This window comes from Nostoc sp. XA010 (assembly GCF_020829625.1).
In the GTDB taxonomy this organism is placed as follows: domain Bacteria; phylum Cyanobacteriota; class Cyanobacteriia; order Cyanobacteriales; family Nostocaceae; genus Nostoc.
In genome coordinates, this window is the sequence record NZ_JAIVFX010000039.1 from 1 (window position 1) to 23,342 (window position 23,342).

Genomic DNA, 23,342 nt, shown 5'->3' on the forward strand with positions numbered 1-23,342 from the left:
AATTGGGTGGACTTGTACGATAGCCTCAAAGAGAAAAAGTAAGTCCAATCATCTTGTTCGCGTAAACAATTCGCGAACACTATTTTCTTTGTTTTACCCTCTATTTCTCCTTAACCGAGCAGTATTGAAAGTGGTTGTAAGTGAAGCAAATGTCCCAGAACGATTAGTTGCTGCCTATGCTTTGATGGAATTGTTAGAGGAGCGTCCTGAATTACTCGAAAAAGTTGAAGTTTTATGGGTTGATTCCGGTTATGACGGTGATAAATTTGCTCTTTGTGTTTGGTTGATGATCCAAGCTCATGTTGAAGTCATACGGCGTACTGAGCCAGAATTTCAGGTTTTACCGAAACGCTGGGTAGTTGAAAGAACATTCGGGTGGTTTAACCAATATCATCGTCTCAGCAAGGATTATGAGCGTTTACCTGAAATGAGTGAAGCTGCTATATATGCTGTCATGACTCGGATTATGTTGCGTCGCCTTGTAGCCTAAAGATTTACTTTATAAATAATCTCTTAGAGTGATTAGACGTGCTATCCCTTTGTTCCAGATTGCAGTAAAAATATTCCCAGATATTAATGTATTTTTTAGTTGGTTAACTTTGGAAATAAAAGAATTAAAAATTCCACCACCACAGCACAGAAGTAATCCCAGAGCCGTCAAGAAAACTCGCTCAAAGTTTCAGAGTAAAAAACGATGTCATAGAAATAATGGCACTCTTCGACAATTACTAGCCTTTCAAATTTTTAGGAAAGCAAGTTGAATACATCCATTATTTGGGCGATACAGTAAACTGTTCATCCTTAATTTATAGTTCAACAGGTTTAAAATATTCTCAGCAATTGACAATTAAATTTTTCGAGAGTTCCTTCAGGTACAAGCAGCGTTTTTAGCTGTTTTTGTTCTCGTAAATTACACGCGAACAAATTATGATTTATTCCACTATCTATTTTCCCTTAACCGAGCAGTATTGCATTAGCACGTAGTGAAATTCCGGTTACGCAGGAAGCTCTCCACGTGTACCAACGATTAATTGCCAACCTAGAACTAGCTTACAAAAAGGGTGATATGGAAGATGCCGGAAGTATCATTTCTGCCCGTAAGGAAATGATGAGGCTGGATGCGATCGCTAAAAATCTAGCATCTCAGGGGTTTGGTATCCCGTTTTTTTTAGTTGTATTGCAAAAACTGGTGTCCTCAAGCAGTTTTCGCAACACAACCTATTTATCCGAAAACGCTGTAATGCCCGTGCTTATTTCGTTGAAGAGGCGAAATTACGCACTTTCGTTAAATCTTTAACAATAGCTTGCAAAACAAAGTTTCGAGCGCTATTTATAAAGAAATGATTTCCAGGGAAAGACGAAAGTGCAAATCGGCTATTTGTCATCTCTTGCCATGCCATCAGCGCTTTATGACTCACTTGACTATCCTCAGTACCCCCAAATGCAGAAATTGGGCAATCTAGAGGCTTGTGGTTTGAGTAAACATATGTCTCACAAAGTGCAAAATCGGCTCGAAGAATTGGCAGCATTAGCTGCATCAATTCCATATTTTGCAAAACTGATTCTGGCGTTCCGTTAAAACAGCGTAATTCTTCGATGAACTCAGATTCAGGCAATTGGCTGATGGGCGGTTCTCGATCGGGTATTTGAGGCGCACCTCTACCAGAAACAAACAAGTGATCTGGAGATAAACTGTAATTGCTGCGAAGTTGCTGGGCAAGTTCAAACGCAATTAGCGCACCCATACTGTGTCCGAAAAAGGCAAATGGTATGTCTAGATAAGGATATATGACTTGTGCCAGGGTCTCTACCAAAGGTGAAAGTTGGATGAATGATTGTTCGTGAAATCGATTTTCTCGACCTGGAAGTTGAACCGGACAAACTTCTATTTCTGGTAAATAGTCTGACCATCGGGAAAAATTTGCTGCTCCGCCACCTGCGTAGGGGAAACAAAATAAACGCAGTTGAGTTTGCGATTTTGGTTTATAAGATAAAAACCAGGAATTATGAATAAGTGTTGCGGTCATAAGATTAGTATAGTAACTAAGTAAAAGTAATTAGAGTCGGTAGCCAGACAGGATTTTGGATTGATGACAAGTGCGAAGCGGGAGCTTTGATCCATAGAAAAATCTAAAATTATTAACTCAAAATGTGAAAGATTTGCTTACTAAGGTTGAGTTACTAACCCCACCACCAAATGCCGTAGGCATCATATAATTAGGTCTTGATGTAAATTTACCTGGTATTTTTGGAAGACCTTCTGATTGGTCTACAGCTTTAAGCTTTAAAGGTTGCGATCGCTTGATTGATAAAGTTAACTCTATACCTTCTGGAGGAATGGCAAAATAATCCAACCCCCAAGCATTTTGAGTATTGTTATGTGTATGGTTAATATCTATTTTCTTTCCATTGACCGCAGCTTCTAAAATTTCTGTTTTTGTATCCGCATATACACGCAAAATACGCGCTTTTCTAGGGGAAGTAATTTGCAAATGTACTGTTCTAGTGCTATTTTCTACATTATCTTTGAGTAGTTGGATATCTGGTGGGGACAGTGAGACTACAGAAGCAGAATTTTGAAGAAATTGCCACGATACCGTCGGTAAATATTCAGTTAAAGTCACTTTTTGGGGATTTTGAGAAAGAAACTGAGAAGTCCACTCATCTGGTTTTTGATCGAGACTTGCCCAAATTGCTTTCCCTGTGTCGGCATTCAAACCATATAAAATACTATTAGGTTTTGGGTATTTGGCGGTAAAATCTGCTGTCAAACTACCTGCAAAGATAAAACCCAAACTTATTAGTAGTGCAAATCTAGATAACAAAAACTTGTTACCATTCCTAAAAAGAGTGATGTAGGGAATGAGTAATCCCAATTGCAGCCCTACTAAAACTGCGATCGCTCCAGACATACTCAAGGTAAGGGCAAGAAATATAATATAGATTGTGGGAGTTAGTAGAATAATTCCGGGAATGGCACATACAGAGAGAATAGTAACTCTTACTCCCATGTTTATTCGCTTTTTGCTATCATCGGATACTGTTTTTGGTAGTCTGGTAATAGGTTCGATAGCGAATATTAACCCCCAGCCTACAAGAGTAAATAATAGTGGGAATGTAAAGAAATAACTGGTTCCTGGTAAAAATAAACTAGTTATTATCATTAATATCAGCCAGCCAAGCAAAGCTGCAACTGCTAGATTTGATATGCTGATTTTTTTAGAAAACAAAGTGTATAAACTGGAGGTAATAGCAATCGTGAGAGCTACAAAACCAACTAAATAAAAATTGCTATTATAAGTATCACCTTGAGCAAATACTTGATAACCACTGTGAACCGTGGTGATAACCCACCAAGCCAATGTCACTGTTGCTGATGCGATAAAAATAGTAAATAAGAAAGCAAAAAAACCTAAAATAATTCCCCCGATCGTCAACTGTCTTCTTTTCAAACCAAGCATTATCACCATGACAAAGAAAGCAGTCACAAAAATTGTCAGAGGAGGAACCCAAGCTTCGGGGTAATGAATAAGAGTTAAACCTAAAATATCAAAATAGATAGCATCACTGTCCTTGGTATTTTCTAGATTTAAATTTCCAAAGTGACGGCTCAAGGCTAAAATATATTCACCTTGATGTTGCAGGCTGCGCTCATCTACATTTTTTAGGTTATCTACAAAAGTATGGTAGTAATTAAATCCTTTTAAATAAGCAAAATTTAGTGCCGACCAACCAGCTTTTTTGAATATACTTAAATCCGTATCATTAGGCAAAATTTTATAAATAGTATAAAAGATGGAATTACCGATCGGATGAACTGCTGCTTTGGCAAATTCTTGAATTACCCATCCATTTTGATCGCTAGTTTCAAACATTACTGATGAGCCACTATTGCCGCGTGCTTCAAAGTTGAAAGCAACTTCCACATCTTTTGCAAACGGATGTTGATCGACAAAAGCCTTCGCTCCTAAAAGTCCAGATTCTTCGCCATCAGTAAAGAGAAAAATTACATCATTTTTTAAAGGAGAACCAGCTTTTAACGCCCTAATATTTTCTAGCATTGCGACAACGGCAGTACCGTTGTCACTAGCACCAACACCTTGGGCAATTGAATCATAGTGAGCCGCAAATAAAACAGCTTTAGTGCGATCCGTTCCTTCAAGTTTAGCAATAACGTTAGCAACGTTACCCGCTACAAAAGGAGTACCCCATTTTTCATTAATTACCGAAGTTGTTTGTACTTCGGGTTTAACTCCTAGCGTAGTTAACTGTTGAACGATGTAGTTACGCACTTCTGCACTTGCTGCTGAACCTATAGGATGAGGTTTTTTGGCAATCACCTCAAGGTGTTTAATCGCACGACTCGAAGAGAATTCGACCAACGGTGCGCTGACGCTTACAGCAGCAGGAGGATCTAATTGGTAAATTCCGAGAAATACCAGACATAGGATGAACAAAAAAGTGACAAAGGCAATATTTTTCATAATCAATTTTAGCAAATTGGTACTGATGAGTTGATGGAAGTAAGTGGGCAAAATTAAACATAATTTTTTGCTCTCAAAATTGATTTCTCGTAACTGCCTCTAAACTCTTATTACATTTAGGTTTATTTGTGCCGACTTACTTAATTACCTAGTGCAGCTTGGCTGAAATAACTGTCCAGTTAAAAAAGCTTCAAAAACTCATGAAATAAAGTTTCTTTATTTCTGCCTACTGCCTAAATGTAGTGACCTGCAATTATAAATCCCCCGACCTGCAATCATCGCTGTATTCAGCCAGGATTAAATGCAACCAGCCTGCAATCATCCGTTTCGACCAGGATTATTTGCAAATAAACTCAACAATTTACTAAGACTGGGTTTTCTCTCCTTAACAGGAGTTTGTCAAAAAACTCATTTGATAATTTGATAAATTAACTTTGAATTCAAAACCCAAGTTTTTTTACTTAAAAACCAACGGTAAAAGTAACTCTAAGCCTTACTGGTGAAGCAGTTAAGAAACCGTTCGTTTCTTTTACTTTTATAGTTGCAGATAATCCTGGCTCAAACCGATGATTGCAGGCTCAGTTGCAAATAATCAAGGGGAACGTTGCAGTTAATCCTGGCTGAACCAAAATTATAGTTGCATTTAATCCTGGTCTGTAAATGTCTTGATTGCAGGTTTGAGCGATTAGTATTGCAGGTCGCTACACCTACTCCCTTATTGCACTAGTTTGAAAAGGTTGTTCGTTTCAGAATTATTCCCATGCTGATGTACCAAATTGGTATTAAAATTAAACCACCTAAAATTGCCGAGAATAAAACTAGGAAATAAAGGTCGAAGAAAGTTCCTATTACCACTAGCCAATGTAGGATAGCGACAGCAATTCCCACCAATGCTAAGGTTTTAGAAAATATACTTTTGCGAAAAGCAAGCAAACTAACAACTAATATCCATAAACCGACACCTCCTGATGTGAGCCAAGCATCTGGGTCATAGCTTGTAAGCTTGCTTGTGGCAATAATTGCTGTTTGATAAGCAGCGTCATTATTGACATAGGCTTTTGCCCAAATTGGGATCAGAGTGATGGAACGAAAATTTTCTAATGCGCTCACCCCAAAACCAAAGTAAGCTAAACTACTTGTCCAACAAACCCAACCTTCGTTTGCAGAAATAACGAGAGATGAAATTGCTGGTATTACAGCAAGAGCAAAGACTCCACTTAAGGCAAGTTCCCAATGCAAAACTACATTTGGAATACTATTGTTGGCAAGCGATCGCCAAAATTCTTGGATGGTAGCAACTCTTTGGCTTGGGTCTAGTGCGTAGGTGATGCCAATGATAATATAGGAAATTCCTACGAAGATAGAACAAGTTCCTCCCAACTGAGTAAGGCTGTTATTTTTCATTATTTACCTTTAGATTGAATATCAAGTGAAAATTAATTCAGGGTCTGAAAGTTAATTCAATTTCAGGAGCATTAATTCCTGAAAGTCGATTCGTATCTATACTGAGAACGGCTAAAAACTGGAATTCTCAAATGGCTTCAGTGCGTGGCAGTTAGCTTTTGGCGTCGGGCTAATAGCTAATAGCTAATTGCTAACCGCCCTTACGCATCAACTGCCACAACAATTGCATCTGGTAGCTCATCTTCTACCAATCGTAGGTGTGGATATAAGTAGCCAGCAATTGCTGTCACGACGGTAAGCGTGCCAATTAGAACAAATAATAAGGCAATGCCGTATCCACGCCCTACACCGATAATTTTGCCGATACTACTGGCTAACAAGCCACCTTCGGCAAGTAGTAGCTCAAAAAGGTCAGCTAATGGACCTGCAACTACGTAAGCAAGTGGTAGTGATATCATTGCGATCGCTCGTCGCACGGCGAAAACTCGTCCTTGAATATCAGCTGGGATTTTGCTTTGCCAAATTGCTTGGCTTGAACCATTAATTAACGGTTCGCCAAAAAAGTAGAAAAAGGCAGTAAAAAAGAAAACTACAACCGATGGTCGCACTCCAGCAAACACAATGCACACTCCGCCCAGAAGTGTGAAGCTGAGTACACTGTAAATGCGACGTTTACCACCACCCCAAACGCTCATGACAATACTACCTGCTAGCATTCCCATCCCACCAACGGTCAATACTGTACCCAGGACGGCGACAGGTGCAAAAGCCAGCACGAGAGGCGTCACCAATACACTCACAATACCTGTAAAGAAATTGCTGGTAGCAAAGAAAATTAATAATCCCCACAACCCAGGTCGAGAAGTGATATAAGTCCAACCATAAATGGCTTCCTGTAGCAACGAACCCTGCCCCATTTTCCCTTCAGGTGTCGTTTCGGGTTTGGGAAACCGCACAAACAGTAGCGTCAGCAAGGAGAAACCGAAAGTACAGACATCAATTAGGAGTACGGCATGAATCTTGAAAACGGCAACTAAAATACCAGCCAGTGCAGGTGAGAGTATTTGGGAGGCTGCATCGGCAACTTGTACCATACCGCTAGCGCGACCGAGGTGTTGCTTGGGAACAATTAATGTTGTTGCGGCAGTATAAGCTGGCCATTGAAAAGCGTTGAATGTGGAGATAGCCGCCATTGCTAAGTAAATATGCCAAACTTGCAATTTACCTGAAAAAAGTAGCACTGCCACTATTAACGTACTTAAGCCTGCCCCAGCATCGTTGAGTATCATCGTCCAGCGACGATCCCAACGATCTACCAATGCACCTGCTATGGGAGAAATGACAATTCCCGGCAGTGTAGTAAATAAAGAAATCAATGCAAATTTAGTAACTGAGCCTGTTTGCTGGTATACCCAGATACCCAAAGCAAACCCGGTTAACCCAGAGCCAAACAGAGACACAAGCTGTCCAAACCAGATAATGCCGAAAATATGCGTTCCGCGTGCTGTTTTTGACATAAAAAAGAAGAGTGGGGAGTAGGGGAGATGGCGTGCCATCAGGGCAAAGGTTTTAAACGCCCAAGCCCTGACTGCAAACTTTCATTTATTTACGCTTACCTACTTATTTAGCTAGCTGTACATTGAGGAAACCGCTGCGAATGAAATACGTGAAGTAAGTATTCAGTAATTCTGCGTCTACAGGGTTACAGGTAATATCAGTTCCTGCAAGTCCGGTGGAGGTGTTTTGGCTGTCAAAGTGCGGGCGTTTTGTTTGTTCGGGCATTTCCTCTTGTGAGATATTTTCCGAAAACAAAGGCACAAGGGCATAGGCGGCATTTTCCGCCGAGTTTCCGGCGATTTCCAACAATTGCGCTCTCCACTGCGGATAGGGCATTTGCTGAAGTTGGTAGCCAAAAGATTTCATCCATTCAATTAATTGATTTAATTGCATGGGATGGGGGTTAAACAAATGAAAAGCTTTGGAGAGTAATTCTTTTTGTTTGGATATATGAACGATGGCTTTGCTGACATAATCGACTGGTGTCATGTCTACTGTCATGTCCATCTCAGGAGCGCAGCCCATTTGAATGCAACCTTTGATCATTCGCCATAAAAAGTCATCGCTTTGACAGACTCCTGTTTGACTTTGTCCAGAAATTCTTCCAGGCCGGTAAACGCTTACTGGTAGACCCCTGGAACGTGCAGACAAGATTAATTTTTCTGCTACCCATTTACTTTGAGTGTAGCCAGTGGTTAAACCTGCATTATCCAAGCTGTCTTGTTCTAAAATTTTCTGACTTTCAACGCCCTCACTAAGTGGAAATATAGACAAAGTGGAAATAAAATGTACAGGTTTAACTTTGATTTGAGATGCCAACCTCAAAATTTCTTGAGTCCCTAGAACATTAGCTGCTTTGAGCGCCGAGTAAGGATAAATAAAGTTTACTATCGCGCCGTTGTGATAGATAACATCAATTTTGTCTGCTATCTGTTGAAACTGCGTGGGTGAAAGACCTAAAAGTGGTTGTGACAAATCTCCTGAGAGTGGGACGATTCTGGAACTAAAGGTTTCGTCCCAAAGTAGATAAGATTGCAGGTTTCTTTGAATTCTCCGCTTACCATCTTCTGTATTGTTTCGTACCAAACAATAAATGTCGGCGGAAGTTTGCTGGAGTAATTCGTAGAGCAAGAAAGCTCCTAAAAAGCCGGTGGCTCCGGTTAGTAAAATATTTTGTGTTTCAGTGAAATTACTAGCAGGCACTGTAAAGTTAATTGTTGAATCTAAGATAGTGTCCGCAGTTAAATCTAGAGAATTAGCTGTAATTGTCGAGGTACTATCTGCTTGTTGAATAGCTACGGCTTGGCACATTCCTGCTACTGTTGGTGTTTCAAACAAAGTACGCAGGGGAATTTCTACTTGTAAAGCTTTGCAGATGCGAGAAATTAGTTGGATTGCTAGGAGTGAATGTCCTCCCAATTCAAAAAAGTTGTTATGAATGCCAACTTTCTCAATCCCCAAAACTTCAGCCCAAATTTTGGCTAATTCGGCTTCTGTCGAGTTACGAGGTGCAACAAAATTGGTATCTAATTCTAACCGCATATCGGGTGCTGGCAAAGCGCGACGGTCTAATTTACCGTTGGGTGTTAGGGGTAAAGCCTCTAACAGCATAAACGTTGAAGGCACCATATAATCGGGCAGTTTAGCCTGTAAGTAACTGCGAAGTTGCGGTACAAATTTCCGGGTAAATTTGCCTTGCAAAGGGTTGTTCGCATAGCAGTGCCAAGCTTTTAAGTCAATTGTCTGCCCATAAAGAGCTACAAATCGAGAACTATCAGCTTTTTCCTTGTGTCTGAAAACTACATCAAAGCAGGCATTCGTATTTGACCAGGTAATATCAGCATTGTAGGGTAAATCATCACTCAAGCTCCAAATGTCTTCTGGGTCTATTGCTGTTAATTCAGCCGAGAAGTGCGATACCAACGAAGATGGTTGCCCAGGGCAACGCACTCCTGCTTCCCATAGAGGAGAAGCCAACAATTCTTGTGTTTTCACGTCTGCTAAAAGACGTGCGTTGGCTACTTGTCGCAATCCCAGAATTTCTGGTTCCTCGACTAGCAACTGACGGATATCTGCCAAACTTAAGTTTTGTTGCTGCCAGTCCAACCAAGTCAGATTGATTTGGGATGACCCCTCCTCGTCTGCGAGTGGGGTTGAACCCACATGCAAAATTACGTCGTAACGAAACTTCGTTAATTCGTTGTGGTGGTGACCGCGTTTTAGCAGAATTTCGACGTGGCGAATCTGAGGAATGTGCTGTTGCAGTGCGAAGAAGAATTCAGGGTCGATCGCAAGTTCTTCTTCCGCAGCGATGCGCTGTTTGATTTGTTGTTGCAACTCTTTCTGTGTCAGAGACTCAGGAGTTTGATACAGTTGAACGGAGGTATGGTAAGTTTCCAGCAATGGCAAGCTGCGAACATCCCCCACAAAAATCGTACCGCCTGGTTTAACTGTGTTCACAGCACCTTCTAAAACCTGGAGGAGATAGTCAATGTTAGGGAAGTACTGAATCACCGAGTTCAGGATAACTGTATCAATATCGGTTGGAATTTCTGCAAAATTATCGGCGGTACGATGTGCCAATTTGACTTGAGGCAGTTGCAGGTGTTTTTGAATGTAGTGCAGTACTTCTTGGGAAAAATCTGTACCGAAATATTCAGTGCAGTGTGGTGCAATTCTAAACAGTAATAGACCTGTGCCGCAACCAATTTCCAGCACTCGCTGCGGTTGTAAAGCCCGAATTCGGTCAACAGTCGAGTTAACCCACTCGTACATTTGCGCTTCTGGAATTTCCAAGCCTGTATAGCTGCTGTTCCAAGTGATGACATTAAATGTTGGGTCTTGGAGGGTGGAGGATTGACTGTAGCTTTCGTTGTAGACGGTCTGCCATTGGGAAATGTGTTCGTTTTGAAACTCAATAAGTTGCTCTTGAGAACCTGCATCTGTTTTTTGCACAACATATGCGACTAGGCGTTTGTCATTTGGTATATCTTCCCGAAGGATAACGGCAGTTTCTTGCACCGATGGATGCTGCCACAGCACCGCTTCGATTTCGCTCAATTCGATGCGAAGTCCGCGTAATTTAACTTGGTTGTCGATACGATTTAAGTATTCAATGTTGCCATTGTTTAAGTAACGAGCTAAATCTCCAGTTTTGTAAAGACGCGCTTGGGGGTCGTTACTGTAAGGGTTGGAAATGAACTTTTCAGCTGTTAATTCAGGACGATTGAGATAACCCCGTGCTAAACCGATACCGCCAATATGCAATTCGCCTGGTATACCAACGGGTACTGGTTGTAAATTTTTATCCAAGATATGAATCTGGGTGTTGGCAATAGGGCGACCAATGGGGACTATTTGTCCTTGTTGTGGTATGCATTTCCAATAAGTGACATCTACCGCCGCTTCCGTTGGACCGTAAAGGTTGTGTAATTCGGCACTCAAACGCTTAAAAAAGCGCTCTTGCAACTTGAAGGGCAGTGCTTCCCCACTACAAATTACTTTTTTCAAGCTGTAGCATTTTTTCAGGTTTTGTTCCTCAAGGAAAATTTGCAGCATTGAGGGAACAAAGTGAACTGTGGTAATCTGTTGCTCGGCAATTAGTTCTACCAAATAAGCGCTATCTTTATGACCTTCTGGTCTAGCTAAAACTAATCGTGCGCCTGCAATTAAAGGCCAGAAAAACTCCCAAACTGACACGTCGAAGCTAAAGGGGGTTTTTTGTAAAATTCGATCTGCCTCGGTTAACTGATAGGCATCTTGCATCCACAACAAGCGGTTGCAAATACCGCCATGAGTGTTCATTGCGCCTTTTGGCTGACCAGTGGAACCAGATGTATAAATTACATAAGCCAAGTTATGGTTTTCCACGTAACTGTCCGAGTTAATTTGGCTATTTTGAGCAATTTGTTCCCAATCAGAGTCGAGGAAAACCACTTGGGCTTTGTGGCGGGGAAGGATATTAACCAGTCGCTTTTGGGTTAAAAGGACTGGGATATGGGAATCCTCAAACATAAAAGCAAGGCGTTCTTGGGGATAAGAAGGGTCAAAGGGAACATAAGCCCCACCAGCTTTGAGAATACCTAAAAGCCCGACAACCATCTCCAACGAGCGTTCCATGCAGATGCCAACTAATGTTTCTTCTTTTATGCCCAGTTTCTGCAAATGGCGGGCTAATTGATTGGCTTTACAATTGAGTTCTTGGTAGGTTAGTTGCTCATCTTCACAAACAACTGCAATCGCCTCAGGGGTAAGCTCAACTTGTGCTGCAAATAGTTCGTGTAGAGAATTTTGTGGATAGTCTATTGCGGTGTTGTTCCAATCAGCTAATTGGCGTTGTTCTGCTGGTGTTAGTAACTGTAAGTTGGAAATACGTTCGTGAGGATTGGCAACAATCGCTTGCAGCAACGTTTGAAAATGTCCCAACATTCGCTCAATTGTGGCATCATCAAACAAATCGGTGCTGTATTCCAAAGTGCCAAATAGTCCTTCCGATCCCTCTGCTAAAGATAGCCATAAATCAAACTTGGCAGTGTCGCTATCGGTATCTATAGAACTAATTTTTAGGTTGGGCAGTTCCAGAACTGGCATTGAGGCATTTTGCAACACAAACATGACCTGAAACAGCGGGTTGTGACTGAGGTCGCGTTCCGGTTGCAGTTCTTCTACCAGTTTCTCAAACGGTAAATCTTGGTGGGCGTATGCTCCTAAAGCGACTTCCCGCACTCGGTTGAACAATTCCAGAAAACTTGGATTACCCGCCATTTGAGTTCGCATTACCAAGGTATTAGCGAAGAAACCAATTAATTCTTCAATTTCCACTCGGTTGCGGTTAGCAATGGGAGTGCCAACCAGGATATCTTCTTGATTTGTATAGCGATAGAGTAGAGTCTTGAAAGCTGTAAGCAGGGTCATAAATAGAGTTCCCCCTGCTTGCTGACTGAGGGTTTTCAATCTTTCGGAAACAGACTTTGACAACACGAATGATTGGGAAGCACCTCGGAAACTTTGAATTGCCGGTCGAGGGCGCGAACAAGGTAGTTCAAGTACAGATGCGGCATCTGCTAATTGTTGTTTCCAGTAGGAAATTTGGGTTTCCAGTACTTCTCCAAGCAACCACTGCGTTTGCCAGTGAGCAAAATCTGGATACTGAATTGGTAGTTCGGGTAAGGGTGAAGGTTTTCCTGCGTCGAAGGCTTCGTATAGTGCTGCTATTTCTTGGATTAAGATTCCTCTAGACCAACCATCAGAAACAATGTGATGTATTGTCAGTAATAGGATGCGATCGCTAGTTAACTCTAACAATTTGGCTCTAATCAAAGGTCCTTGCACCAAATCAAAAGCTTGTTGTGATTCTTCAACAGCCAGTCGCAAAGCCTCGGTTTCCTGTTCGCCGTCGATATTCGTTAAGTTAATTATTGGCAATTGCAGGGTCAAGCTGGGGGCGATAACTTGCATCGCTTGTCCATCTACAACCGCAAAAGTTGTACGTAGAGCTTCGTGACGGCGGACAATTTCGTTAAGACTGTGTTCGAGTGCCGCCACATTTAATTGCCCCTGAAGGCGAACAGCAACAAATATATTGTATAAAGAGCTACCAGGCTGTAATTGATCAAGAAACCAAAGTCGCTGCTGTGCAAAAGATAGGGGAAAGAATTTTGGCTTGCTAGCTTTTTTTTGTAGGAGTCGCGCTAGCAAGGCACGTTTTTCTTCGGAGGAAGCATTCGTGGTTGGTTGCTCTTTATCTGTCATTTTCGATTTTCCTGGTTTTTAAATAGGAGATGGGAAGTTGTATCAAGTTCGATCGAAGATTTATGATTAGGACTGATGCTAATACACAATGGGGTAAATAAAGTTATTATCTAAAATGGCTGAAAAGCTCATAAAATCTACTTTTTTTTGCATTTTACCTTTAATTTTTACGGGTGAGTTAGGTGTTTAAAACCTTGGAGAGACACTTGGGTATCGCGTCTCTACATCCCTCAAAACGGTTGGATATGGACTACTAGTAGCAATCCTATTTGAGTTGCGATCGATACTTTACTCCGCTAACATTTGACTGAGTAATGCATCGACTTCTTTTTCAGAGAGTTGGTCGATATCTGTTAGCAGTTGTTCTGTATCTATTGAAGTAATTTTGTTGATGGTGTCGGGGGATTGCTGTTGTTGAGCTTGGGTAGCAGCAGCGATACCCGCAACTGTAGGTGTTTCAAATAGAGTGCGTAAAGGCAAATCCACATTTAATACTTTACGCATTCTAGAGATAACTTGGGTTGCAAGTAAGGAATGTCCGCCTAATTCAAAGAAGTTGTCGTCAATGCCTACTTGTTCTAATCCGAGGACTTCTGCCCAAATGGCGGCGATTTCTTTTTCAACAGGATTTCGCGGTGCGACAAAGGCTGCTTCTAATTCCGGTCTATTTGTGTCGGGAATAGGAAGCGCTTGACGATTGATTTTACCGTTTGCTGTTAGCGGCAGGGCATCAAGCAATATCAATACTGAAGGCAGCATATATTCGGGTAGTTGCTGCTTGACAAAGTTTCGTAACTTACCGATGGTCAGGGTTTCTCCTGTTTTGAGAACAACATAAGCAACTAACCGTTTTTGACCCGGTATATCCTCCCGACAAGTGACTACTGTTTCTACTACAGCAGGATGTTGGCTGAATACGGACTCAATCTCACCCAATTCGATTCGCACTCCGCGAATTTTGACTTGACGATCGAGGCGTCCGAGAATTTCTAACGAACCATCTAATAAATAACGACCCCGATCGCCTGTATAGTAAAGCAAGTCTTGGGCATCTTTGCGGAAATAATTAGGGACAAATCGTGTTTGCTGTTCTAGTTCCGCGTTGATATAACCCAAACTGCAAAATGGTGTACGCAAGACTATTTCACCTGGCTCGCCGATGCCGCATAGTTGCTTATTGTGCCCTAAAACCAAGGCTTGGGTTTGTGGTAGCGTCCAGCCAACGGGTTGCACGCCAGGTGCGATCGCTTCGGGTACTATGTAATAACACTTAGCTAAGGTTGTTTCGGTGGGTCCGTAGAGGTTAACAATACCAGAGCCGGAGAAAGCTTTGCGCCAGCGATTTACTAGGGTTTCCGTAAGTGGTTCTCCGGCAAAGAATACCCAACGCAGCGAATGTAAATTTCCGAAGGGTATATTCACCAACCAAGATTGTGCCAGGGCGGGGACTGTATGCAACAGCGAAATTCTTTCGCTTAACAACCAGGCGATAATTTTATCTGGTTGGATATCGAAGCTATCTTCGAGCAAGCAAAGGGTAGCGCCACTAGTTAAGGGTAAGAAGATATCTCGGAGGACAACATCAAAAGATAAACCTGTTAATTGGGCACTTCGGTCTTGGGGAGCGATCGCAAACGTTTGCTGCTGCCATTGGAGAAAATGTCCTAGCCCTTTGTGAGATCCCAGCACTCCTTTGGGGATACCTGTTGTCCCGGAAGTAAAGAAAATATAAGCAGGAGCATCGGGAGCGATTTCGGGAAGTTCTACCGCTTCTAAATTGGGATAACTATCAACCAGCAGCAATCCTGTATCCGCAGCCACATCAGTAATTGCTATCGATTCCCGCATCCAATCATCTTCTTGACGTCGTGCACCCACATACAATACGTGCTTGACATTAGCTGCTTGCAGCATGATTTGCTGGCGGTAGCTAGAAAGGTTGCTGTCAAGAGTTAGCAGCACTCCCCCACTTTGAAGAATACCTATTATGCTGGCGATTAGCCCAAAGCTGCGTGAACCGCAAACTGCGATCGCCTCTCCTGGTTGCGTCCTATGGAGAAACTTGGCGATAGTAAGGGCAGTTTCGGCAAGTTGGCTATAAGTCCAGAAATGTTCGCCTTGACAAATCGCAACTTGTTGGGGTGTGCGTTTTGCCCAATCTGCAAACATATTTGTCACTAACTTCGGTTGCGGTTCGGCTAAAACTGCACTAGGGTCTGGCAGTATTTGCAAGTCTGGTGTCACTAATGAATAGGAATCGATCGGTTGGTTGACATCGGCAACAACCTGTTCTAGCAAATACTGGTATTGCTTCAAGAAACACGCCATGCGATCGCTAGAAAATACCGCACTTTGGTAAACTAATTGCAGTTTGAGGAAGCCGTTTTCTTCTTCCACATACAGCGTCATCAAAAATTTTGACTCAAGTTCAATTTGGTCGAGTAAATTAAGGCTCAAACCGGGAAGTTCCAAGGCAGTTTCCGGGGTATTAACAAAGTTGAGCATCACATCAAACAAAGGATTGCGGCTCAAATCCCGCACTAATTGCAGTTCTTCCACCAACTTCTCAAACGGCATATCTTGGTGGTCTTGAGCTTCCAAAACAACCGAACGCACCCGCGTTAAGAACTCGCTAAAACTGGGATTTCCAGCCAAGTCGCTGCGAAGCACAAGGGTATTGACAAAACAGCCGATTAGTCCTTCAATTTCTGCTCGGTTGCGGTTGGCGACAGGAGAACCGACAATAATATCCTCTTGCCCAGATAAACGGTAAAGCAAGATTTTGAATACTGCTAGCAGCGTAATAAACAAAGAGACTTCTTGCTTTTGACTTAAAGTTTTGAGTGATAAGTGCAAGTCTTTAGGTAATATTAGCGATTCCCTTGCACCTTGGAAATTTTGCACCTTCGGTCGGGGGCGATCGCTTTGTAACTCTAAGATAGGAAGATTACCGCCAAGTTTCTGCTTCCAGTAGCTAGCGTGCGCTTCTAGTACTTCTCCTTGCAGCCATTGTTGTTGCCAACTAGCAAAGTCAGCATACTGAATCGGTGGTGAGGCAAGAGTTAAAGGCTTACCAGCAGCAAAAGCTACATATAGTTCCGCCATTTCCCGGATGAAGACACCAATCGACCAACCATCGGAGATAATATGGTGCATTGTCAGCAGCAGGATATATTCGGCTTCGCCCAGTTGTAACAAACTGATTCGTAATAGTGGGGCTTGTTCTAAATTAAAGGGTTGTTGGGCGGCTTCGTTTGCCAGTTGCAGTACCTCGGCTTCCCGTTGTTCTGGCAGACTGCTAAGATCGATTATTGGTAGTTCGAGGTTTAAGCTGGGAATAACTACCTGAACTGGATTTCCAGCCTCGGCTATAAAAACGGTTCGCAATGCTTCGTGACGGCGGATAATTTCGTTAAAGCTTGCTGCCAGGGCTGGGATATTTAGCTGTCCTTGGATCTGAATGGCAGCAGGGATGTGATAAGCAGCATTACCGGGTTGCAACTGTTCTAAAAGCCACAATCGCTTTTGTGCAAAAGATAGAGGTAAATCTTGGTGGCGCGAAACTGGCACCAAAGGCAAATCGTGGAAACCTTGCTCCGAGCGCCGCATTTGTTCGATACTTTCTGCCAAGCTTGCAATGGTAGGCGCTTCAAACAGGTTGCGTAGAGGTAACTCAATTTCAAATGCTTTGCGTAAGCGCGATATAACTTGGGTGGCTAGCAGCGAATGTCCCCCTAATTCAAAGAAATTGTCGTGGATACCGACCTCGGTTTGTAAAACATCTGCCCAAATTCCTGCCAAAATTTGCTCGGTAATAGTTCGAGGTGCTGTAATTGCTTCTCTCTCGATTTGGAGAGTATCTATGGCGGGTAGGGCGCGGCGGTCAATTTTGCCATTGGGCGTATGTGGTAAAGCTGCAAGTAATACAAACGCAGCAGGCAGCATGTAGGTTGGCAAATGTTGTTTGAGGAAGTCGCGCAGTTCGCGTTGTTCTGCCGGTTGTTTTAGTGCAACATAAGCTACCAAGCGTTTATCGCCCGTATCTTCTACAACAATGATTGCCGCTTCGAGTACAGCAGGATGCCTAGTGAAGATGGTTTCAATTTCGTCAATCTCGATGCGGAAACCACGGATTTTGACTTGCCTGTCGATGCGACCGAGAAATTCAATATTGCCATCGCGATTGTAGCGGGCTAAGTCGCCAGTTTTGTAGAGGCGGCTCGATTTTGGATTGTTACAAAAATCGCTGAAGGGATTTAGGATAAATTTTTGGGCTGTTAACTCCGGTTGGTTGAGGTATTCCCGTGCTAAACCGGCACCACCGATATAAAGTTCTCCTTGGACACCAATCGGAACGGGTTGCAACCACTTATCCAGGATGTATGTTTGGACATGGGGAATTGCCCGTCCAATAGTAATGGTAGAATTACTAATGTCAGCCATTGTGGCGACGATAGTCGATTCTGTCGGACCATAAGTATTAATCAGCGAAATGCTTTTAGACAAGCTATTTTGCCATTTTGTCAACCGCTCTGGCAGTGCTTGTTCGCCACCAATAATTACCAATCTAACTGTTGCCAGTAAGTTGATAGTTGGTGGTTCTAAATTAGCTGTGATTTCGTGCCAGTAGGCTGTGGGTAGGTTGAGAACAGTGATACCCCACCTGTGGCAAGTTTGTAAAAATTCTGGCACCGAACCCAACATGGCATCGGTTCGTAAAACTAGAGTTGCCCCCCGTGTCAAACAAGGATAAATTTCTTCGGCGCTAGCGTCAAAGCTGATAGAAGCAAATTGCAAAATGCGATCGCTTGCTTCAATTTGATACGCTTGAGCGGCGGTTCGAGTATATCGTGCTAAAGACCTATGCTCAATCGCTACACCTTTGGGACGCCCAGTAGAACCGGAAGTATAGATAATATAAGCAAGATTGTCTGCTGTCACCTGATGATTTGGGTTCAAGGTGCTGCATTCAGCAATGGTTTGCCAATCTGCATCTAAACAAACAACTTTGGCAGAGGTATCGGGCAAAGCCAACAACAACCGTTCCTGGGTCAGCAACACTGAGACTCCATCCTCTAACATCAACGCCAGGCGATCGCTTGGGTAGGCAGGGTCTAAGGGTACATAAGCCCCACCCGCCTTTAAAATGCCTAGTAATCCCACCAACAAATCGAGGGAACGTTTCATACAAATCCCCACCAAGGTTTCTGGGGCAACACCTTGTTTTTGGAGGTAGTGCGCTACTTGATTGGCGCGGCGGTTTAACTCCGCGTAACTGAGGGATTGATTTTCTAAAGTGAGTGCTAGAGCATTTGGAGTTCGGGCTACCTGTTGCTCAAACATTTCGTGAACAGTTGCTAAAACCGCTTCTTCGTCGGGTTCTATTTGCCCTACCAATAATTGCTCTAATTCAATGGCAGTTAACAGCGGCAAATTCCCAATTTGCTGCATCGGATTGGCGGCGATCCCAAAGAGCAAAGTTTGGAAGTGCCCCACCATCCGCTGAATTGTTGCTGCATCAAATAAATCAGTGTTGTACTCAAAGTAACCAGTAATGCCGCTTGCTGTTTCTTCCAAATTCAGCGTTAAATCAAACATTGCCGTTTCGTTTTCTACTGGCATTAATTCCAACTTTAACCCTGGCAGTTCCAGCGCCGCAGTTGAGGCATTTTGCAAAACGAACATTACTTGAAACAGTGGGTTACGGCTAGTATCGCGTTCCGATAGCACCTCGACCAGTTTCTCAAAAGGCAAATCTTGATGGGCGTAAGCGGACATTGCCACTTCGCGCACTCGTTGCAGCAGTTCGCTAAAACTGGGATTGCCACCCAAATCTGTACGCAGCACGAGGGTATTGACAAACATCCCAATCAAGGGTTCCAATTCCCGACGGTTGCGGTTGGCAATGGGAGAACCGACAGTAATATCATCTTGTTGGCTGTAGCGATGTAACAGTACTTGAAAAGCTGCCAGCAGCGTCATAAACAGCGTCACATTTTCGCGCTGCGCCAACACCTTCAGTTCGTCAAGCAAAATTTTGGGAAGTTCTAGCGCCTCCTTTTTGCCGTTAAATGTCTGTACTACCGGACGCGGATAGTCAGTTGGCAAATTTAAAACCGAACTACCAGCCAGTTGCTGTTTCCAATAGCTTAACTGTTCCTCCAGTACTTCTCCTTGCAGCCATTGACGCTGCCAGACTGCAAAATCTGCATACTGTACCGACAACTCCGGTAAAGGCGAAGTACCTGTAGATAAGGCTTGGTAAAGCGCCCCCACTTCTCGAACGAGTACACCCATTGACCACCCATCAGCGATAATATGATGGAGATTTAACAGCAATAGATGTTCAGTGTCCGCTAAACGCAAGAGTTGCGCTCGAATCGGTGGTGCTTGCGTCAAGTCGAAGGGTTGCTTGGCATCTGTAATTATTAACTGCTGAATTTCTTCCTGTCGTTCAGTTTCAGGTAATTGACTTAAATCCCTAATTGGTAAAGGTAGTATCAAACTGGGGTAAATTACCTGAGTTGGCTGTCCCTCCACCGTGACAAAAGTGGTTCGCAGCACTTCATGCCGCCGCACCACTTCGTTTAAACTTTGATGCAATACCTCTACCTTCAGCGCACCAGTCATTCGCAGGGCTTCGGTAATGTTGTACGCAGCGCTTTTAGTATCGAATTGATCTAAGAACCACAGCCTTGTTTGGGCAAAAGAAAGGGGGATTTGATTGCGGGATGCTAACTCTATCGGCTGTATGCTAGATGCTGAGGAGCTAATTGTCTCAATTTGTGCGGCAAGGCTAGCAACTGTTGGCGCTGTAAACAAGTTACGCAAGGGTAATTCAACCTTAAAGATGTCCCGAACTCGCGAAACCACTTGTGTTGCCAGCAACGAGTGTCCTCCCAAGGCAAAAAAGTTATCGTTTATACCTACTTGCTCTAATCCCAAAATATCTGACCAGATACTTGCCAGTTGTGCTTCAACCACCGTTCCAGGAGCTATATATTCGACTTCTGCTTCCTGTCTCAACCCCAATGGTGCGGGTAGCGATCGCCTGTCTACTTTGCCATTGGGGGTTAGTGGTAAAGTATCTAACATTACAAAGGCTGCGGGGATCATAAATTCTGGCAGTTTCTCTGTCAAGAAAGACCGCAGCGCATTCACAGTTAATGATGCTACCAAATAGGCAACCAAACGTTTTTGACCCGGTTGGTCTTCGCGGGCAACAACGACAACATCCTGCACGCCTGGGTATTGGCGCAAAACAGCCTCAATTTCACCTAATTCAATACGAAATCCCCGTATTTTTACTTGATTGTCGAGTCTTCCCAAATACTCAAGGTTCCCGTTGGGCAAATAGCGTACTAAGTCGCCTGTTTTATAAAGGCGTGAATGCGATCGATTGTTAAATGGGTTGGGAATAAATTTCTCGGCGGTTAATTCCGGGCGGTTGAGATAGCCACGAGCTAAACCGTCTCCAGCGAGATACAATTCACCAGGCACGCCAATTGGTAACGGTTTGAGGTAACGATCTAAAACATAAACTTGCGTATTGGCAATCGGACGACCAATAGACACGATATTATCTTCGGGTTGAACCAAACTGAAAGTCGAGTAAGTCGTGTCTTCTGAAGGCCCGTAAAGGTTAAATACCTGTTGAATACTAGTGTTTTGATACAGTTGCTGTACGAGTTTTTTCGCAAGCGGTTCTCCTGCCAAGTTGATGGTGCGTACCGAAACGGGTATACCGTTAACTCGGAGCAATTCAGCGATCGCTGAAGGCACTGTATTAACCAAAGTGACTTGTTGGGTTGCAGATAAACTAGGTAAGGAAAGCGCATTTTCCACTAAAATTACCTTACCACCACAACTTAAAGGTGCAAATAACTCAAAAACTGACAAATCAAAGCAAATCGAAGTTGCAGCCAGAACTCCCGCTAAATCCGAGAAGGTAAACAAATTTGTTGCCCAACTTAAAAAGGCTACTGTACTGCGATGTTCAATCACAACCGCTTTTGGTCTACCTGTGGAACCGGAGGTGTAAAGAACGTAAGCGTTATGTTCGGGTAAAACTGTGTGGTTAGGGTTTTCGCTGCTTTGTTTGTCAATTGCTTCGCAGTCAGTATCTAAATAGACTGGCGTCGAATTTCCCGGCAATTGGTTGATTTGACTGTGGGTGAGCAACACATGCGCTTGAGCATCTGACAGCATCAACGCTAAACGTTCTTGAGGATACTTTGGATCGAGGGGAATATACGCACCACCAGCTTTAAGAATGCCAAAAATTCCCACCACCAAATCGAGGCTGCGCTCAACGCAAATACCCACCCTCACTTCTGGTTGCACCCCTAATTGTCGCAAATGATGCGCTAGCTGGTTGGCGCGTTGATTTAACTCGCGATAAGTAAGTTGTGCGTCGCCAAACACCACAGCCACCTCGTCGGGTGTGCGCTCCACTTGCGTTTCAAATAATTGATGCAGGCATTTATCCTGAGGATACTTGTTAGTCGTGCGATTCCACTGCACTAGTATTTGATTTTCTTCGGCTGGTGTTAATAACGGCAAGTCTGACAACCGTTGTTTTGGGTTGGCAATAATACCTTCTAACAAAACCTGAAAATGTCTCGCCATCTGCTCAATGGTACTGGCATCAAACAAATCAGTATTATATTCAAAGCAACCACAAATCCCGTTTGGTGTTTCCTCTAAATCAAGTGTTAGATCAAACTTCGCTGTCTGATTATCAATTTTTAATGGACTCAACTTTAAACCAGAAAATTCCAGCGTCGGCATAGGAGCATTTTGGAGTATAAACATCACCTGAAAAAGCGGCGTGTGGCTCATATCCCGATTCGGTAGCATTTCTACCAACTTTTCAAACGGCATCTCTTGGTGGTCGTAGCCACCCAGAACTACATCACGTTCCCTTGCCAGCAGTTCCATAAAGGTAGGATTATTTCCAAGGTCTGTTCGCAATACCAGGGTATTGATAAAGAAGCCAATTAAATTTTCAGTTTCCGTGCGGTTGCGGTTAGCGACAGGCGAACCAACAATAATGTCCTCTTGCCCCGTATAACGATAGAGTAAGCTTTTAAAAGCTGCTAGCAGGGTGATAAATGGAGTTATACCTGCTTGTTGGCTAAAATTAGCGATCGCATCTGATAATAATTTCGGCAATTCTAACGCTTGCTTTGCTCCAGCAAAAGTTTGAACTGGCGGTCGAGGTCTGTCGGTAGGTAACTGCAACACCGGCAAGCTACCTGCAAGCTGCTGTTTCCAGTAACTGAGTTGAGTTTCCAGCATTTCGCCTTGCAACCTCTGCCGTTGCCAAAGCGCGTAGTCTGCGTATTGGATGGGAAGTTGAGGCAGCGATGCAGTACCCGTTGAAAAACCCTCATATAGTAACGCCAATTCCTGCACCAGGACACCCAGCGACCAACCATCTGAGACAATATGGTGCATTGTCAGCACCAGTATATGCTCTTGAGTCGTTAGTCGCAGAAGTTTAGCACTTAGTAGCGGACCTTGAGCTAAATCAAAAAGCTGTTGAGATTCGGCACACACAAATTGTAAAGCCTGTTCATGTGAATCCAAATCTATCAAAGGCAAAGTTAAAATCAGGTCCGTATGAACCACCTGCACTGGTTGCTCGTTAATTGTAGTAAATGTGGTTCGCAAGATTTCATGACGTCGCACAATTTCATTCAGACTTTGATGCAGCGCCGTCACATTTACCTGCCCTTCAATCCTTACCACTGCTGGGATGTTGTAGGCGCTTCCTGGCTGTAGTTGGTCGAGAAACCACATCCGCGCCTGTGAAAACGATAGTGGTACTGGATCTTGATTTTGTCTTGGAGAAATTTTTGCTGCTTGTTCTGATTCAATTCCCGCTTCCGCTAGCAAGTAGGCAAGAAGTTCTTGCTGTTGTGCGTTAAGTCTGATGTTATTGTTATTACGATTCATTTGTTTGATGCAAATCCATTAAAATCTACTAAGTACGATTCATTCGTTTTATGCAAATCCATTAAGTAGGTCGAGGAATAAAGAGAACTATCTAACAGAATCTGAACTAAGTTCAAAGCCTTACCCAATCTGCCTACTTCCTTGTCATCACTACGATTTTTAACGCCGACCTACTTAACAATGTTC

At 43.2% G+C, this 23,342-nt stretch carries 7 protein-coding genes and 1 pseudogene; 2 read left to right on the forward strand and 6 right to left on the reverse strand.

Translation table 11 applies throughout. The annotated features are described in order from the left end of the window. Positions 1 to 121: 121 nt before the first annotated feature. Both LC608_RS30850 and LC608_RS30855 read left to right on the forward strand, forming a co-directional pair. Positions 122 to 490 (forward strand): annotated as a pseudogene (locus tag LC608_RS30850) (transposase); the annotation flags it as partial. A 525-nt stretch (positions 491 to 1,015) separates the two neighbouring features. After that, positions 1,016 to 1,297 carry a hypothetical protein gene (locus LC608_RS30855; protein ID WP_229557199.1) on the forward strand — a complete coding sequence of 94 codons (282 nt, stop codon included), beginning with the start codon at positions 1,016 to 1,018 and terminating at the stop codon, positions 1,295 to 1,297. Here the strand turns inward: LC608_RS30855 and LC608_RS30860 are convergent. The 6 genes from LC608_RS30860 to LC608_RS30885 form a co-directional block, all read right to left on the reverse strand. Continuing rightward, positions 1,251 to 2,027, reverse strand: coding sequence for a thioesterase II family protein (locus LC608_RS30860; RefSeq protein ID WP_229557200.1), 777 nt, complete (start codon positions 2,025 to 2,027; stop codon positions 1,251 to 1,253). The two genes, LC608_RS30855 and LC608_RS30860, sit on opposite strands and share 47 nt — an antisense overlap. 117 nt (positions 2,028 to 2,144) lie before the next feature. Further along, the gene (locus LC608_RS30865; protein WP_229557201.1) at positions 2,145 to 4,484 is read right to left on the reverse strand and encodes a M20/M25/M40 family metallo-hydrolase; all 2,340 of its coding nucleotides are present in this window, start codon (positions 4,482 to 4,484) and stop codon (positions 2,145 to 2,147) included. A 723-nt stretch (positions 4,485 to 5,207) separates the two neighbouring features. Next, positions 5,208 to 5,888, reverse strand: a complete 681-nt coding sequence (locus tag LC608_RS30870) for a hypothetical protein (RefSeq protein WP_229557202.1) — start codon at positions 5,886 to 5,888, stop codon at positions 5,208 to 5,210. Positions 5,889 to 6,088: 200 nt separating this feature from the next. Continuing rightward, positions 6,089 to 7,405, reverse strand: coding sequence for an MFS transporter (locus tag LC608_RS30875; RefSeq protein ID WP_229557203.1), 1,317 nt, complete (start codon positions 7,403 to 7,405; stop codon positions 6,089 to 6,091). 103 nt (positions 7,406 to 7,508) lie between these two features. After that, positions 7,509 to 13,196: a non-ribosomal peptide synthetase gene (locus tag LC608_RS30880; protein WP_229557204.1), complete on the reverse strand. Its 5,688-nt coding sequence runs from the start codon at positions 13,194 to 13,196 to the stop codon at positions 7,509 to 7,511. A gap of 288 nt (positions 13,197 to 13,484) precedes the next feature. Continuing rightward, a complete protein-coding gene (locus LC608_RS30885) occupies positions 13,485 to 23,156 on the reverse strand; it encodes a non-ribosomal peptide synthetase (protein WP_229557205.1) in 9,672 nt (3,223 codons plus the stop codon). Positions 23,157 to 23,342: the final 186 nt, after the last annotated feature.